This window comes from Planotetraspora thailandica, from assembly GCF_016863335.1.
Lineage (GTDB): Bacteria > Actinomycetota > Actinomycetes > Streptosporangiales > Streptosporangiaceae > Planotetraspora > Planotetraspora thailandica.
Genome location: NZ_BOOR01000029.1, coordinates 87,775 through 103,105, shown reverse-complemented (window position 1 = coordinate 103,105; position 15,331 = coordinate 87,775). Strand labels below are relative to the sequence as shown.

Genomic DNA, 15,331 nt, shown 5'->3' with positions numbered 1-15,331 from the left:
CATGACCGCTGAAGACGAGAACAAAAAAGGGGTGGTCACGCGCCGGGCTCTGCTGGTCGGACTCGGCGTCGCGGGTGGGGCCGGAGCCATGTACGCCGCCATGGGCGTGCTCGGCCTCGCGCCCGACAACCAGGCCAGGGGCTACGCGCCTCCCCAGCGCTCCGACTTCTCGTTACGCGGCAGGGCCGCCGCCAAGGTCGTCATCCTCGGCGCCGGCGTCGCCGGGCTGGCCACGGCGTACGAGCTGGGCAAGGCCGGCTACGACTGCACCGTGCTGGAGGCCCGCGACCGCATCGGCGGGAGAAGCCTGACCATCAGGGGCGGCGACCGGTTGCCCGAAATGTCGGGCGAGACCCAGCAGGCGGCCTACGGAGACGGCGTCTACTTCAACGCCGGTCCGGCCCGCATCGCCCAGTGGATGGTCACCCTCGACTACTGCCGCGAGCTCGGCGTCCCGATCGAGCTGTTCGTCAACGACAACCCCGGCGCCTACACCTACAACTCCGGCATGACGGCCCCGGTCCGCACCCGTACGGCACGGGCCGACGCCTTCGGATACGTCAGCGAGCTGCTGGCCAAGGCGACCAACGAGGGCGCGCTCGACAAGAGCCTCACCGAGGGCGACCGGGAGCGGCTGCTCGACTTCCTGTCCGGGTTCGGCGACATCGGCGAGGCCTACACCTACCAGGGCTCCACGCGCAGGGGCTACCAGACCGATCCCGGCATCGCGAGCGGCACCCGGCTCGGGCCCGTGCCGTCCGTCTCCGAGGTGCTCGGGTACGGCCTGGGCCGTACGGTGGCCTTCCCGTTCGACTACGAGCAGGCCATGCCGATGTTCCAGCCGGTCGGCGGCATGGACGCGATCGCGCACGCCCTGGCCGACGCCGTCGGCAGGGACCGCATCACGACCTCCACCCAGGTCACGAAGATCACCAACAAGCCCGACGGCGTGGAGGTGGTCCACAGCGGCGGCTCGACCACGGCGGACTACTGCGTGGCCGCGTTGCCGCCGCACGTGCTCGCCCGGATCCCGGGCAACCTCGACGCCCAGGTGGTCAGCGCCCTGCGGACACCGGTCCCGTTGGCGGCCGGCAAGATCGGACTCGAGTACCGCCGCCGGTGGTGGGAGACCGACGAGCGCATCTACGGCGGCATCACCGAGACCGACCTCGACATCACCCACATCTGGTACCCGTCGTACGGGTTCCACGGCACCCGCGGCCTGGTGGTCGGCTACTACAACACGGGCCCGGAGGCCGACTCCTATGCCCGCCTGAAGCATGCCGAACGTCAGCGCAGGGCCGTCGAGCAGGGCATGCTCATCCACGGAGAGAAGTACCGGTCGGAACTGCTCACCAGCGTCTCGGTGGCGTGGCGCATGCAGCCCCACATCGAGGGCGCGTGGGTGGGCTGGCCCTCCTACGAGGTGGGGTTCCGCCTGCTCCAGGAGCCGGCGGGCCGGGTGTACTTCACCGGCGACTGGCTGACCCATCTGGTGGCCTGGCAGGCCGGGGCGTTCGACTCCGCCCGTAGGGTGGTCACGAAGTTGCACGAGCGTGTGCTGAAGGAGGGCTGAATGCCTCTCGACTGGACGTCCGCCGCCGACAGGCTCGACCTGCTGGGCGGGCCCGTGGCCAAGGCGATCTCGCAGGCCGCCGCGGCCTCCCCGCCGTGGCCGCCGATCGGCGTCGCGGAGATCGACCCCGGCCTGGCCGACACCGCCGCCTTCTGCGAGCGGTACGGCGTCGCGCTCGAAGACTCGGCCAACTGCGTCATCGTGGCGGGCAAGAGGGGCGGCGAGACGCGCTACGCCGCCGTGATGGTGCTGGCCACGCAACGCGCCGACGTCAACGGGGCCGTGCGGCGGCACTTGGACGTCCGGAAAGTCTCCTTCGCTGCCCATGACGACGCGGTCGCGCTCACCGGAATGGAATACGGAGGGATCACGCCTATCGGGTTGCCCTCCGATTGGCCGGTTCTCGTTGACGAAAATGTGACGCGGCGCGACTTCGTGGTGATCGGCAGCGGTGTCCGCAGCTCCAAGCTGGCACTTTCGGGCCGGGCACTGGCCGAGGTCACCGGCGCGGAGGTCATCGCCCTCGCTTTGTGACCGAGGAGCGGAAACCACTTACCTTTCCGTGACGTTGTGCTGAGCAGGAATGTGGCGCGATGGTTCACTCATGGACGGGGTTTTAGTCGGTATGGTGCTTAGGCCATGAATCAGGACGACCGACTAGGCCCCTACCGGCTGCTGAAGCGGCTTGGTGAAGGCGGCATGGGCGTGGTGCATCTCGCCCTCGACGCCCGGGGCAGGCAGGTGGCCGTCAAGGTCCTGCGCTCGGAGGTCGCGGGCGACGACGTCGCGCGCAGGCGCTTGTCGCGCGAGGTCGAGACGATGCGCCGGGTGCGCGGCTCCCACATCGCCGAGGTCGTCGACGCCGACGTGACGGGCCGCCGGCCCTATATCGTCACCCGCTACGTTCCCGGCCGCGCGCTCGACGAGATCGTCAAGGAGGACGGCCCTCTTCCGGTGAACGTGCTGCTCAAGGTGGCGCGCGGCGTAGCCGAGGCGCTCACCGCCGTGCACGCCGCGGGTGTCGTCCACCGCGACCTGAAGCCCGGGAACGTGCTCATGGTCGACGAGGAGCCGGTGCTGATCGACTTCGGCATCGCCCAGGCGGTCGACGCCACCCGGCTCACGCAGACGGGCATGTTCATCGGCACGCCCGGCTATCTGGCGCCGGAGATCATCGAGGGCCAGGAGGGCGGCTCCGAGATCGACGTGCACGCGTGGGCGGGCACGCTCTTGTTTGCCGCGACAGGTCAGCCGCCCTTCGGCAAGGGCACACTGGAGATGATCTTCTTCAACATCACCTCCGGCAAGGCCGACGTGGAGGCCGCGCCCGCGGTGCTCCAGCCCGTGCTGCGGGCCGCGTTCCATCGCGACCCCGCGAAGCGGCCGACGGCGGCGGAGTTGCTCCAGTGGATCGACCGGCTGACGCCTCGCGCCTCGGGATCCCGGGTGCCCGACGAGATCACCACGGTCGCCGACCTGGACGACGCGCCCGAGGTCCCCGCGACCGGCGGGGGGTTCGTCTCGCTGCTCGGCGACGCGCCCGAGGCAGGCGATCCGTTCCCCACCGTCCGGGTCACAGCGGAGGATCTGCGCGACCTCGCTGCCCGCGGCGGCGCGGGACTGCCCGGTGAGGGGGATATCCCCACCAGGCGGGTCACCTCGGAGGAACTCCGTGAATCCCTCAGGGGCGGTCACACGCTCCACGAGCAGGCTTCCCACGCGCAGAGCGCGTACGACGCGGGGTCCCAGGGGCTCAGGCCGCCGGCCGGAACCACGTCCGGCACCCAGGAGTCGCACGGCCACGAGCAGACGCCGCACGTGCAGCAGCAGCGCCCCGAGGCGTTCCTGCCGACCGTGCGCGTCCCGCCCGTCGGCCCCCCCGCCGGGCCGTCGCCGGGATCGCAACACGGCTTCGGGGTGCCTCCCCACGTGGCCGACCCCCGCCGCCCCGCCCCGCACACGACCGCGTCACCCATGGGCGCCCCGTACACGGGCTTGGGGAACACCGCGGCACCGCACCCCGTCAACCCACACGCCGTCAGCCCGCACCCCGTCAGCGCGCACGGCATGGTGGCCGGGACCGCGCGGACGCTGCCGGAAGAAAACGGGCCGGGACACGGGGGCCTGACGCAGCAGTCTCACGGCGGCCCGCCGGTGCGCCCGTCCGGCGCGTACGGCGTGGCCGCGGTGTCGCTGCTGGTGGCCATGACGGCGCTGGCGGTGATCGCCCCGTTCCGCGTGTTCCTGTTCGCGGCGCCCGCGGTGATTCTGCTGCGGGCCGCCGACTTCGCGCAGCCGCGGCTGAGCAGCCGGCGGCCGCCCGCGGCGGCGGCCGGAGACGTGCTCCGCGTGCTCGGCGATCCTGCGGCTCTGATCAGGTCGATCGGGGTCACGATCGCGCTCGTGCCGTACGGGGCGTTGCTGGGGCTGTTCGTCACAGTGATCATGGTGTGGGCCGTCGGGTCCATGCCTGTGTGGGCCGCGCTGAACTGGGGATTCGCGGTCGGATTGTGGACGGTCTGCGCAGGACCCGGGGTTCAGGCCCCGGGCCGGCAGATGCGGCGCACGCTCGCTTCCCTGGCGCCGGGGGGCGCCGCCGCGAGGGGGCTCGCATGGGGCGCGGCCGGCGTCGCGGCCCTGGTGGGGGTGATCGCCCTGACCAGCCTGGTGGGTACACCACTGGCAGGGCATCTTTGGGGTTCCGTCGAGTTCGGGTCAGTGCTGCAACGCCTCCAGATACTGCATGAGGCGAGGAATCGGTGACGGGGGACGACATGTCGGCGACTGAGGCTCCGGAACGTATCGGGCCCTACCGGCTGCTCCGGCCGCTGGGTGAGGGCGGCATGGGGGTCGTCTATCTCGGCGTCGACGGCGACGGGCGGGAGGTCGCCGTCAAGGTGCTGCATCCGCATGTCGCCACCGACCTCAAGGCGCGCGACCGCCTCACCCGTGAGGTCGAGACCATGCGCCGCGTGCGCAGCCGGCGGGTGGCCGAGGTGCTCGACGCCGACCTGACCGGGGCGTCGCCGTACATCGTGACGAGATACGCGCCTGGCCGCACGCTGGAGCAGACCGTCGTGGCCGACGGCCCGCTGCCCGACCACGAGGTGGTGCGGCTGGCCCGCGGCCTGTGCGAGGCGCTGGTCGCCATCCATGCCGCCGACGTCGTGCACCGCGACCTCAAGCCCGCGAACGTGATGATCGTCGAGGGGGAGCCCCTCGTCATCGACTTCGGCATCGCCCATCTGGTCAACGCCACCCGGCTGACCCAGACGGGCATGTTCGTCGGGACCCCCGGATACCTCGCCCCGGAGATCATCAGGGACTCGGAGATCACGCAGGCGGCCGACGTGCACGCCCTGGCCGCCACCGTGTTCTTCGCCGCGACGGGCAAGCAGCCGTTCGGGAGCGGCACGTTCGAGGCGGTCTGCTACCGCATCCTCGAAGGCAAGGCGCAGATCGACGAGGCGCCGATGTGGATGCGCGCGTGGCTGAGGCTCACCCTGGCCACCGAATCGGGGGCGCGCCCCTCCGCCGCGTCGCTGCTGCGGATCACCCGGGCGCTCGACCCGAGGGTGACCGCCCTCCGCGAGATGCCGCAGGACGGCACCCGGGTTCTCGGGCCGCCCGCCGACGCGACCGACCCCGACGCCACCCGTGTGGTGAGCGACGGCACCCGGCTGCTGAACGACGGGACGATGGTGCTCAACGACGGCACCAGGATCCTGACCGACGGCACCAAGGTGCTCACCGACGGCACGCGGGTCCTCAACGACGGCACCAAGGTGCTCGGCGACGGCACGCGAGTGCTGGACGACGCGGCCCGCGGCGGGCTCGCCGGTTCGGGCGGCGGCCGTCCGGGCGACAGGGCGTACCAGGACAGCTACTCCGACCTGCTCCCGCCCGTGAACTACGTCAAGCCCGAGCGCGTGCGCCGCGAATCTCCGCGGGCGAACCCGCCGGTGGTGCCTCCGCCGGCCGCCCCTGGGTATGGCCAGGAGCGTCCCGCGGCCTACGCACCGCCCCCGGCCTACCAGCCGCCGCCGCAGCCCCCCGCCTACCGGCCGGAGGGCTACCCGCCGCCGCAGCCCGACCAGCGGGTGGCCGGATATCCCGAGCCGCGCGCGGCCACGGCCCCGCCCCAGCTGACCTCCACTCAGCCCGGACAGGCCGCCCCGAGACCGGCGGAGCAGGACAGGCCCGCCTACCGGACCGGGCATCCGGTGATCTCCGCGCTGCTGCTCGTCTCGCTGGTCGCCCTCACCTGTCTGCTCCCGGTGTGGGTCAGCCTGTTCTCCATCGGGCTGACGGTGTGCCTGCGGGTGGTCCACTACCTGGTCGGCGGGCTCAGCGAGCGCCGCTCGGTCCGGGGGAGCAGCGGAGCGGACCCGATCCTCACCGTGCTCGGCATCCCATGGGCGCTGATCAAGGCGGCTTTGGCCACGCTGGTCCAGGTGCCGCTGTCCCTCATCGCCGGCCTGTGCGTGTGGGGCGGGCTGTACTACTGGGGGAGCTTCACCCGTGACCAGGCCGCCGCCTACGCCGCCGCCGCATTCGTGGCCGGGCTGTTCCTGCTGCCGGGAGGCGGCTCTCCCCGCAAGGCCGTCTCGCGGACGCTGACCTCCGCGATCCGCAGCCCCGGCGCCGCCATGGTGATCACGATCGCGGTCGGCGCGCTGGCGTTCTTCGCGGTGCTGACGGCGATGACGGCCGGCCCCTCCTGGGAGCCGTGGCGGCCGCCGTCCCAGGCCATCGCCGACCTGACGCGACAAGGCCAGGAGACGATCGGCAACCTCGTGGGCGGCCTCTTCGGCGATCTCCTGGACAGGATCGGCCTCGGGTTCCTCACCTTCTGGAACTGACAGACCGGCCGCGAGAAGGGAGCGGGATGAGTTCGCCGGAAGACCTCGGCCCCTACCGTCTGCTCTCCCTGCTGGGCTCGGGCGGGTTCGGCGAGGTGCACCTGGCCCTCGACGCCGAGGGCCACACCGTCGCGGTGAAGGTGCTCCATCCCCACGTCGCCTCCGACGCCTTCGCGCTGACCCGGCTGGCGCGTGAGGTCGAGACGATGCGCCGGGTGCGCGGGCCGCACATCGCCGAGGTCCTCGACGCCTCCCTGACCGGGCCGCGACCCTACGTCGTCACCCGCTACGTGCAGGGCCGCCCGCTGAACACGCTGATCGCCGCCGACGGTCCCGTCCAGGGCGACGATCTCGTACGGCTCGCGCGGGGTCTCGCCGAGGCGCTGGAGTCGATCCACAAGGCGGGGGTCGTCCACCGCGACCTCAAGCCGGCCAACGTGATCATCGCCGACCGCGAGCCGTACGTGATCGACTTCGGCATCGCCTGTGCGCTGGAGTCGGCCTCGGTCACGGCGTCGGGCGCGATCATCGGCACCCCCGGATACCTGGCTCCCGAAGTGCTGGAAGGCAAGGACGCAGGGCCCGAGGCCGACGTATTCGCCTGGGCGGCGACCGTGGCGTTCGCCGCCGCCGGGCGCCAGCCGTACGGGACGGGGCCGGCGGCGGCCATCGCCTACCGGGTGGTCCACCGCGAGCCCGACCTTTCCGGCGTGCCGTCGTGGCTGGGCCCCCTGCTGTCCGAATGCCTGCGCACCGATCCCGCGGCCCGGCCCACCGCCGGGCAGCTCGCCGCCCGTCTCGGGGTGGCCGCGCCGCCGCTCGCCGAGCCGGCGCCGTCCGGTGGCGGGGGCCGATGGGCCCGCGAGTCCGTGGTCGCCCGCGAGCCGGCCGGGTTCAGCCCCGAGCTGCCGCCGTATCCCGGGCCGGACGGCCCCGCACGGAACCCGCACGCCGTGACCCCGGGCGGGCAGCCGGTCGACGAGGCGCGCACCCAGGAGTGGCGGCCGGGCACGCCGAAACGGTCCGTCGAGGACGCCCGATCCCGGCACCGCCAGAAGCTGCACCGCCGGTGGGTGATCGGATCGAGCGTGGTCGTCGGCCTGTTCGCCGCCGCGGCCCGGCAGTATCTGGCGGACGTCTCCCTGCTGCTGCTCGTGCTGTACGGCATCGCCCTGGCGGCCGACGCCGGCATCGCGTTGTTGTCGCGGTCGCGGCACCGGCTGCTGGTCGACGCTGTGGGCGGGGCCGGTGCCGTCGCGGTGTGGGCGTTGCTGAGCAGCCTGTTCAGCCCCCTGACGTTGCTGCTCGCCGTGGGCGCGGTGGTCTTCCTCTTGATCGTCTTGGTGGTCGCCAGCTGACGCGGGGCCCGTGTTCTGTCCGGAATAAAGTTCGGTATCGTGGCCGTGACGGCACTTCCGGGTATGGGCACCTTCCAGGTGCGGGTTTGCGCCAAAACTACCGATGGGTAACATTGCGCCTGGGGGACCAGGAGACTCCGGGCCACCACTGTCCATACGCTTACGAGCGCCTGGCAACCTGGGCATCACGTGCGCGTACCCCACGGGCACGTTCGAGAACCGCGGCGTCAGCCGTACGGAAAGGGGAGGTCGGCCACCGGCCATGAACATCGTCGTCTGCGTGAAGCAGGTCCCCGATACGGCGACCGAGCGCAAGCTGAGGTCCGATGACAAGACGCTCGACCGCGACGCCGCCGACGGCGTCGTCAACGAGCTCGACGAGTACGCGGTCGAGGAGGCGCTGCGGCTCAAGGAGGCTCACGGGGGCGAGGTGACCGTCCTCACGATGGGCCCGGCCAGGGCCACCGAGACCATCCGCAAGGCGCTCGCGATGGGCGCCGACAAGGCCGTGCACGTCACCGATGACGCGCTGCACGGCTCGGACGCCCTGTCGACGTCCTACGCGCTCGCCGAGGCACTGAAGAAGATCGGCTTCGACCTGGTGATCCTCGGCTCCGAGTCGACCGACGCGCGCACCGGCGTGCTCGCGGCGATGCTGGCCGAGCGCCTGGGCGCGCCGCAGCTCACCCTGGCCAACAAGGTCGAGGTGGACGGGCAGGCCATCACGATCCAGCGGGTGACCGACTACGGCTACGACAGGGTCGAGGCGTCGCTGCCCGCCGTCGTGTCCGTCGTCGAGAAGATCAACGAGCCGCGTTACCCGTCGTTCAAGGGGATCATGGCGGCCAAGAAGAAGCCGGTCGAGACGTTCGGCATCGCCGACGCGGAGATCGCCGCCGACCAGGTCGGCCTGGCGAGCGCCTGGAGCGAGGTCGTCGACTTCGCCGCCGCCCCGCCGCGTGCGGCCGGCACCGTGGTCAAGGACGAGGGCGACGGCGGAGTGAAGGCCGCCGAGTTCCTCGCGTCGAAGAAGTTCGTCTGAGGGGCCCCGAGATGAGTGAGATTCTGGTGCTCGTCGAGCACGCCGACGGTGACGTCAAGAAGGTCACCCTCGAACTGCTGACCCTCGCCCGGTCTCTGGGCGAGCCGTCCGCCGTCTGGGCCGGCCCCGGCTACTCCGACGCCGCCAAGGCCAAGCTCGCCGAGTACGGCGCCGCCAAGATCTACGTCGCGGACGGCGAGGAGATCGTCGACTACGTCGTCGCGCCCAAGGCCGAACTGCTGGCCCAGCTGGTGTCCGAGCGCTCTCCGGCGGGGGTGCTCGTGGCCGCCACGGCCGAGGGCAAGGAGATCGCCGGTCGTCTGGCCGTCAAGACCGACTCCGGCGTGATCACCGACGCGGTGGGCGTCGGCGAGGGCTTCGTCGCCGAGCAGTCGATTTTCGGCGGTGGCGTGAACGTCCGCAGCCGCGTCACCAAGGGCACGCCGATCGTGGCCGTCCGCCCCAACTCCACCGCCCCCGTCGCCGAGGCCGGCGCGGGCGCGGAGGAGAAGGTCGCGGTCGCCCTGTCGGACACCGCGCGCGCGGCGAAGGTGGTCGAGCGGGTCAAGCAGGAGAGGGGAGCCCGCCCCGAGCTCACCGAGGCCGCGATCGTGGTCTCCGGCGGGCGCGGCGTCGGCTCCGGTGAGAACTTCTCGATCATCGAGAAGCTCGCCGATTCCCTCGGCGCGGCGGTCGGCGCCTCCCGGGCCGCCACCGACGCGGGCTGGTACCCGCACCAGTTCCAGGTGGGCCAGACCGGCAAGACGGTCTCTCCGCAGCTCTACATCGCGGCCGGCATCTCCGGGGCCATCCAGCACCGGGCGGGCATGCAGACCTCGAAGACGATCGTGGTGATCAACAAGGACGCCGAGGCGCCGATCTTCGAGATCGCCGACTTCGGCGTCGTGGGCGACCTCTTCCAGGTGGTCCCCCAGCTCACCGAAGAGATCGAGAAGCGCAAGTAAGGACACGTCCCTGGGCGGCGTCGCACTCCTCGTGCGGCGCCGCTCAGGCGTTCACCGGGTCGGTGACCTGTCCGGTCACCGGAAGGACCGGCGGTAGGCGGCCGGGGTGGTGTCGAGGGCGTTGTGGAACCGGCGGCGCAGGTTCACCGCGGACGAGAGGCCGACCCGCTGGGCGATCGTCTCGACCGGGAGGTCGGTCTCCTCCAGGAGCGCGCGGGCGCCCGCGATGCGCCGCTCGAGGAGCCAGCGGCCGGGGGAGATGCCGAGTTGCTCGGAGAAGTGGCGGCTGAGGGTGCGCGGCGACGTCCCCGACCAGGCGGCCATGTCCTCCAGGGTCAGCCGGCGGTCCAGGTTGGCGGTGACCCAGTCGAGCAGCGGGGCGAGGGAGTCGGGGAGCGGGCCCGTCGTCGGCAGCGCGGGGAACTGGCGCTGGCAGCCCTCCCGGTGCGGGGCCGCCGCCAGCTGACGGCCGATCCGCATCGCCAGGGCGGCGCCGTGTTCGCGCCTGACCTGGTTGAGGCACAGGTCGATGGTGGTGGCCGTGGCGCCCGCCGTCGCGACGTCGCCATGATCGACGTACAGCACGGTGGCGTCGGCGCGGACCTTCGGGTACCGCCGGGCCAGCTCGCCGGTGAGCTCCCAGTGGGCGGCGGCCGTGCGGCCGTCCAGCAGGCCCAGGCTCGCCGGGATGTGGATGCCCGAGCAGATCCCGACGATGCGCGCGCCACGGGCGTGGGCGGCGAGGACGACGTCGGCGAGCTCGGCGGAGATGTCCGGCCCGGGGCACCAGTTCGCGATGAGGATCGTGTCGGCCTCCGCCAGGGCCTCCAGACCGTCGGTGACGAGGATGTCGGCGCCCATCGTGGTCGCGATCGGCCCGGGCCGTTCGGCGCAGAGCCGGAAGTCATAGAGGTGGGGGATGTCGGGGCCCTGGTAACCGAACACGGCCGACGCGCAGGTGACCGGGTACATCTCCTGCGGCGACCCGACCAAGGCGACCACTCGGTGCTTCATGGCAGGAATGTACTCAATGATGTCGTGACGGACGCCTGTGCGAGCCCGGCCACTTGTCCAGGATGAGTGGTCATGGAGATCGCCGCATGACCACGACCGTCGACCCCGAAGCGCCTTCGGTCGCGGAGAAAACGCTCTGGACCAGGGATTTCTCGCTCTACTTCGCCGCCCGGGTGGTGTCGCTGCTGGGCGACGCGATGCTGCCGGTCGCGGCGGCGCTGGCGGTAGGGGCGATCTACGGCGTCTCGGGTGTGGGGTACGTTCTCGCCGTCTGGACGGCACCCTTCGTCCTGTTCGTTCTGTTCGGCGGGGTCTTCGCCGACCGGCTCGGCGCGCGCACCATGATGGTCGGCGCGGACCTGGTCCGGGTCATCACCCAGGGCGTGCTCGCCGTCGCCTTCTTCGCCGGAGTCCCGCCGCTGTGGCTGCTGCTGTCCGCTTCGTTTCTGTCCGGTACGGCTGCCGCGATGTTCGAGCCCGGCGGCAAGGGCATGGTCCCGCTCGTCGCGAAGGACCCGCAACGCGCCAACGGCACCCTCAAGATCGCCGAGGCGGCCACGCAGCTCGGCGGTCCGGTCCTGGCGGGGCTCCTGATGGCGCTGACCGGCGCGGGCACGGTCTACGCCTTCGACGCGGGCACCTTCCTGGTGAGCGGTCTGTGCCTGGCGCTGATCAGGTTCGCTCCCGCCTCCGGTGCCGGTGGCCGGGAGCCCTCGACCATCCTGCTCGACCTGCGGCGCGGCTGGGTGGAGTTCCGCTCCCGCAGCTGGATGTGGTCCGTGATCCTGGTCTGGGTCTTCTTCGGCATGCTCGTCTTCGGCCCCTATATCCCGCTGGGTTCCCGGCTGATCGGCGACCGCCTCGGCGACGCCGCGTACGCCTGGGCGATGGCGGGCCTGGGCACCGGCACCGTGATCGGAGGCCTTGTCGCGATCCGCTTCCGGCCCGTCCGCCCGTTGGCCGCGGGGGCCGTCGCCATGATCGGTTTCATGTGCATCCCCCTGTCGGCCGCCCTGGAGCTTCCGCTCCCCGCGGTGATGGCCGGCCACCTGATCGGCGGGGCCTCCTGGGCCTTCTGGTCGGTGATGTGGTCCACCAGCGTGCAGACCCAGGTGGCCCCCGACGTCCTCAACCGAGTCACCGCCTACGAGGTGGCGGGGTCGGTCTCCGGAGTGGCGGTCGGCCAGGCCCTGGTGGGCCCGGTGTCCGCGGTCGTCGAACCCCGCGACCTGCTGTTCCTCTCGGCGGGAGTCAGCGCCGCGGTGTGTGCGGCGTTGCTGCTCATCCCGCCGATCCGAAGGCTCCGCAGGATCTGATCAAGGGTTTCGCGGCCGGCGCGCGAGCCCCGCTGGGGGGTTCAGCCCGCCGTACGCGAGACCGGCCGGGGAGACAGGACAACTGTCACGGTCAGGCCGCCTGGGGCAGCTCCTCCTCGGCGACGGTCTCCAGAATCGTCTCCTGCTCCATGAAGACAGGGAGCGGCTTCGGCAGGAAATGGGCGGCGGCGGTCACCAGCAGGCCGAGTACCACCGCGGTGATCATGGCTGCCCGCAGCGAGCTCATCGACGACACCAAGCCGATCACCACCGGGCCGAGGAGCAGCCCCGCGTAGCCCATGGCGCCCGCCTGGGCGATGGCGGGCCCGGGGTTGGCCGTGGCGGTTCCCGCGAGCGACAGGGCCATCGGCGAGATCGTGGCCGTCGCCAGGCCGACGAGGAACATGCCGACCACCGCGAACACGGCCGACGGCGCCCCAATGACCAGCAGGAACGTCACCGCCGTCGCCCCGCCGGAGATCGTGATCAGGCCGCGCGCGCCATATCGGTGGCGAAGCCGGTCTCCGGTGAGCCTGCTGATCAGCATCCCGGCCTCGAATGCCGGGTAGCCGAGGGCGGCGAGTGCCGCCGGGGCGCCGAGCGTGTCGATCAAGTAGAGGCCGTTCCAGTCGGCGACGATCCCCTCGATCATGAACGCCCCGAACGTGATCGCGCCGAGGAGGTAGACCACGGCGGGGAGCTTCGCCCGCGCCCCACGGGTCCGCGGCGCCGCCGCCGGATCCGGCAGGTACGTACGGCTCAGCACCAGCGAGACGGGCAGCGAGACCAGGGCGACCACGGCCAGGTGGACGGTGAGGGACAGATCGGCCGCGATGGCCGCCGTGCCGACCAGGCCCGCGGAGATCGCGCCCACGCACCAGCCCGCGTGCATGCCGCTCAGCAGCGAATGGCCGTAGGCCTGCTCCACCGCCGACCCCTGCGCGTTCATGGCGACGTCCACCGCCCCGAAGGCCATGCCGAACACGGTGGTGGCCAGCACGAGCAGCGGGAAGGAGGGGGCGAAGGCGACCAGAACGAGCGTGGCGGCGCTCAGCGGCGCCGCGATCCCGAGGACTCCGCGGCTCCCCACCCTCGCCATGACCACCCGCATCACCTGCATGGTCAGCAGGGCGCCGATCCCCCAGGCGAGGAGGACGACGCCGACCGATGACTCGGGTAAGCCGAGCCGGTCCGCCAGCGCGGGGAGGCGCACGGTGAACGTTCCGCAGATCAGGCCAGCAAGGACGAACGTGAGGATGACCCCATATCGGGCCGTCCTCAGAGCGCGGGTCATCACGGGTTCCTTTCCGGGGTTTGGTGTCAGGTTGATCGGGCAGACAACAGCAGGTCGCCCTTCCCGGATCACGCGCCGGAAGGGGCGACCGCCAAATAACAAGAGGTCAGAGCAGGGCGAGCAGCCCCTGCCGCACGGCGGCGTAGTCGACGATCCTGGGACAGTGCGTGGCGACTTCCCAGACGCCTTCGCACGCCAGCCGTACGATCTGAGCCGTCGCGGGATCGGGTTCCTCGTCGAGTCCCTGCGCGTGCCAGCGGGCCATCGCGTCCCGGAGGGGCGCCAGAAGCTCGGGGTCGCCCGCCGCGCCGGTCACCACGGCCCAGCGTCTCAGCCGGCCGGACTCGATGGCCTCGAAGGTGGCCTTCATATAGGCCCGGGTGTACGTGGACTCGTGCTGGGCCGCGATCATCGCGTCGAACTCCTCGATGAGGCGCTCGACCATGGCTTTGATCAGGGCTTCCTTGTGGGCGAAGTGGTAGAGGAGGCCGCCCTTGCTGACGCCTGCGCGCTCGGCCACGGCGGCCAGCGTGAGCGCCTGGGCTCCCTGGTCCTGAAGCAGGCTTTCCGCCGCGTCGAGTAGCTCATCCCTCCTCATGTCGCCCACTATACCGTCCGGACGGTACAGTTGCGAATCGGTGAGGACGGTGTGCTCACCAACCCCGGCTAGGCTTGGTTGGCTGAGGTGAGGAACTGGAGGGGCCGTGGGAACTGCGTATCTGGACCATGCCTCGACCACGCCGATGCTGCCCGAGGCGATCGAGGCCATGACGGCGCAGCTGGGACAAGTCGGCAACGCCTCGTCTCTGCACGCGACCGGCAGGCGCACCCGCCGGGTCGTGGAGGAGTCGCGCGAGACGATCGCGAGCGCGATGGGCGCGCGGCCGAGCGAGGTCGTCTTCACGGCCGGCGGCACCGAGGCGGACAACCTGGCGATCAAGGGTCTGTTCTGGGCCAGGAAGCGGCCGAGGATCCTGATCAGCGCGATCGAGCACCACGCGGCCCTCGACCCGGCCCACTGGCTGGCGGAAAACCACGGGGCCGTGGTCGAACTGCTCGACGTCGACGAGCACGGCCGCGTCCACCCGGAGACGCTCCGCGCCGCCATCGCCCGAGACCCCGGCGACGTCGCGCTGGTCAGCGTCATGTGGGCCAACAACGAAGTGGGAACCGTACAACCGATCAAGGAGCTCGCCGCCATCGCGCACGAGCACGGCATCCCCTTCCACACCGACGCCGTGCAGGCGGTCAGCCAGCTACCCGTCCTGTTCGCCGAGTCCGGCGTCGACGCGATGACCATCTCGGGTCACAAGGTGGGCGGCCCCATCGGCGTCGGGGCGCTGCTGCTCGCCCGGGGCGTCGACCCGGTGCCCGTGCTGCACGGCGGAGGCCAGGAGCGTGACGTGCGCTCGGGCACGCTCGACGCGCCCGCCATCGCGGGCTTCGCGGCCGCGGTGCACGCCGCCGTCGCCCGGCGCGCCGAGACCGCCGAGCGGCTGGCGGTGCTGCGCGACGACCTGATCGGCCGCGTACGGCAGGCCGTGCCCGACGTGATCGTGAACGGCCACCCCACCGATCGGCTGCCGGGCAACGCGCACTTCTCGTTCCCGGGCTGCGAGGGCGACGCGCTGCTGATGCTTCTCGACGCCAGAGGCGTGGAGTGCTCGACCGGGTCGGCCTGCTCGGCAGGCGTGGCCCAGCCGTCCCACGTGCTGCTCGCGATGGGGCAGGACGGCCTGCAGGCGCGCGGATCGTTGCGGTTCTCGCTCGGCCACACCTCGACCGTGACCGACGTCGACCGGGTGGCCGAGGTCATCGGACACGTGGTGGAGCGGGCCCGCCGCGCCGGGATCACCTCCGTCTCCGCGAGCTGAGCTCCAGCTCACCGGTGACGCGGGCGGTCC

Annotated in this window: 12 protein-coding genes; 9 read left to right on the top strand and 3 right to left on the bottom strand. The window is 71.7% G+C overall.

Going from position 1 to position 15,331, the window contains the following annotated elements; translation table 11 throughout:
* Position 1: 1 nt before the first annotated feature.
* From Pth03_RS20615 to Pth03_RS20585, 7 genes are all read left to right on the top strand, one after another.
* Entirely contained in the window at positions 2 to 1,576 is a 1,575-nt protein-coding gene (locus Pth03_RS20615; protein WP_203945959.1) for a flavin monoamine oxidase family protein, read from the top strand.
* Positions 1,577 to 2,110 carry a YbaK/EbsC family protein gene (locus Pth03_RS20610; protein WP_203945958.1) on the top strand — a complete coding sequence of 178 codons (534 nt, stop codon included), beginning with the start codon at positions 1,577 to 1,579 and terminating at the stop codon, positions 2,108 to 2,110. It begins immediately after the preceding gene.
* A 105-nt stretch (positions 2,111 to 2,215) separates the two neighbouring features.
* Complete coding sequence (locus Pth03_RS41605; RefSeq protein WP_239119211.1) at positions 2,216 to 4,339, top strand: serine/threonine-protein kinase; 2,124 nt, start codon at positions 2,216 to 2,218, stop codon at positions 4,337 to 4,339.
* An 11-nt stretch (positions 4,340 to 4,350) separates the two neighbouring features.
* Entirely contained in the window at positions 4,351 to 6,438 is a 2,088-nt protein-coding gene (locus tag Pth03_RS20600; RefSeq protein ID WP_203945957.1) for a serine/threonine-protein kinase, read from the top strand.
* A gap of 26 nt (positions 6,439 to 6,464) precedes the next feature.
* Entirely contained in the window at positions 6,465 to 7,796 is a 1,332-nt protein-coding gene (locus Pth03_RS20595) for a serine/threonine-protein kinase (RefSeq protein WP_203945956.1), read from the top strand.
* A gap of 262 nt (positions 7,797 to 8,058) precedes the next feature.
* Complete coding sequence (locus tag Pth03_RS20590; protein ID WP_203945955.1) at positions 8,059 to 8,838, top strand: electron transfer flavoprotein subunit beta/FixA family protein; 780 nt, start codon at positions 8,059 to 8,061, stop codon at positions 8,836 to 8,838.
* 11 nt (positions 8,839 to 8,849) lie between these two features.
* Positions 8,850 to 9,803 (top strand): electron transfer flavoprotein subunit alpha/FixB family protein, encoded by a 954-nt coding sequence (locus tag Pth03_RS20585; RefSeq protein WP_203945954.1) that lies wholly within the window; start codon positions 8,850 to 8,852, stop codon positions 9,801 to 9,803.
* 75 nt (positions 9,804 to 9,878) lie between these two features.
* Here the strand turns inward: Pth03_RS20585 and Pth03_RS20580 are convergent, their stop codons facing one another.
* Complete coding sequence (locus Pth03_RS20580) at positions 9,879 to 10,817, bottom strand: GlxA family transcriptional regulator (RefSeq protein WP_203945953.1); 939 nt, start codon at positions 10,815 to 10,817, stop codon at positions 9,879 to 9,881.
* 86 nt (positions 10,818 to 10,903) lie between these two features.
* Between Pth03_RS20580 and Pth03_RS20575 the strand changes: the two genes are divergently transcribed.
* Positions 10,904 to 12,133 carry an MFS transporter gene (locus Pth03_RS20575; RefSeq protein ID WP_203945952.1) on the top strand — a complete coding sequence of 410 codons (1,230 nt, stop codon included), beginning with the start codon at positions 10,904 to 10,906 and terminating at the stop codon, positions 12,131 to 12,133.
* 91 nt (positions 12,134 to 12,224) lie between these two features.
* Here Pth03_RS20575 and Pth03_RS20570 read toward each other — a convergent pair whose 3' ends face one another.
* Both Pth03_RS20570 and Pth03_RS20565 read right to left on the bottom strand, forming a co-directional pair.
* Entirely contained in the window at positions 12,225 to 13,427 is a 1,203-nt protein-coding gene (locus tag Pth03_RS20570; protein ID WP_203945951.1) for an MFS transporter, read from the bottom strand.
* A gap of 106 nt (positions 13,428 to 13,533) precedes the next feature.
* Positions 13,534 to 14,025, bottom strand: a complete 492-nt coding sequence (locus tag Pth03_RS20565; RefSeq protein WP_203945950.1) for a TetR/AcrR family transcriptional regulator — start codon at positions 14,023 to 14,025, stop codon at positions 13,534 to 13,536.
* Positions 14,026 to 14,131: 106 nt separating this feature from the next.
* Here Pth03_RS20565 and Pth03_RS20560 point away from each other — a divergent pair, with 106 nt between their 5' ends.
* Entirely contained in the window at positions 14,132 to 15,301 is a 1,170-nt protein-coding gene (locus Pth03_RS20560) for a cysteine desulfurase family protein (RefSeq protein WP_203945949.1), read from the top strand.
* Positions 15,302 to 15,331: the final 30 nt, after the last annotated feature.

What these genes read in the sequence shown, in the direction of transcription:
- Pth03_RS20615 (WP_203945959.1), top strand. Translation starts at nt 2, where the DNA reads ATGACCGCTGAAGACGAGAACAAAAAAGGGGTGGTCACGCGCCGGGCT.
- Pth03_RS20610 (WP_203945958.1), top strand. Translation starts at nt 1,577, where the DNA reads ATGCCTCTCGACTGGACGTCCGCCGCCGACAGGCTCGACCTGCTGGGC.
- Pth03_RS41605 (WP_239119211.1), top strand. Translation starts at nt 2,216, where the DNA reads ATGAATCAGGACGACCGACTAGGCCCCTACCGGCTGCTGAAGCGGCTT.
- Pth03_RS20600 (WP_203945957.1), top strand. Translation starts at nt 4,351, where the DNA reads ATGTCGGCGACTGAGGCTCCGGAACGTATCGGGCCCTACCGGCTGCTC.
- Pth03_RS20595 (WP_203945956.1), top strand. Translation starts at nt 6,465, where the DNA reads ATGAGTTCGCCGGAAGACCTCGGCCCCTACCGTCTGCTCTCCCTGCTG.
- Pth03_RS20590 (WP_203945955.1), top strand. Translation starts at nt 8,059, where the DNA reads ATGAACATCGTCGTCTGCGTGAAGCAGGTCCCCGATACGGCGACCGAG.
- Pth03_RS20585 (WP_203945954.1), top strand. Translation starts at nt 8,850, where the DNA reads ATGAGTGAGATTCTGGTGCTCGTCGAGCACGCCGACGGTGACGTCAAG.
- Pth03_RS20580 (WP_203945953.1), bottom strand. Translation starts at nt 10,817, where the DNA reads ATGAAGCACCGAGTGGTCGCCTTGGTCGGGTCGCCGCAGGAGATGTAC.
- Pth03_RS20575 (WP_203945952.1), top strand. Translation starts at nt 10,904, where the DNA reads ATGACCACGACCGTCGACCCCGAAGCGCCTTCGGTCGCGGAGAAAACG.
- Pth03_RS20570 (WP_203945951.1), bottom strand. Translation starts at nt 13,427, where the DNA reads ATGACCCGCGCTCTGAGGACGGCCCGATATGGGGTCATCCTCACGTTC.
- Pth03_RS20565 (WP_203945950.1), bottom strand. Translation starts at nt 14,025, where the DNA reads ATGAGGAGGGATGAGCTACTCGACGCGGCGGAAAGCCTGCTTCAGGAC.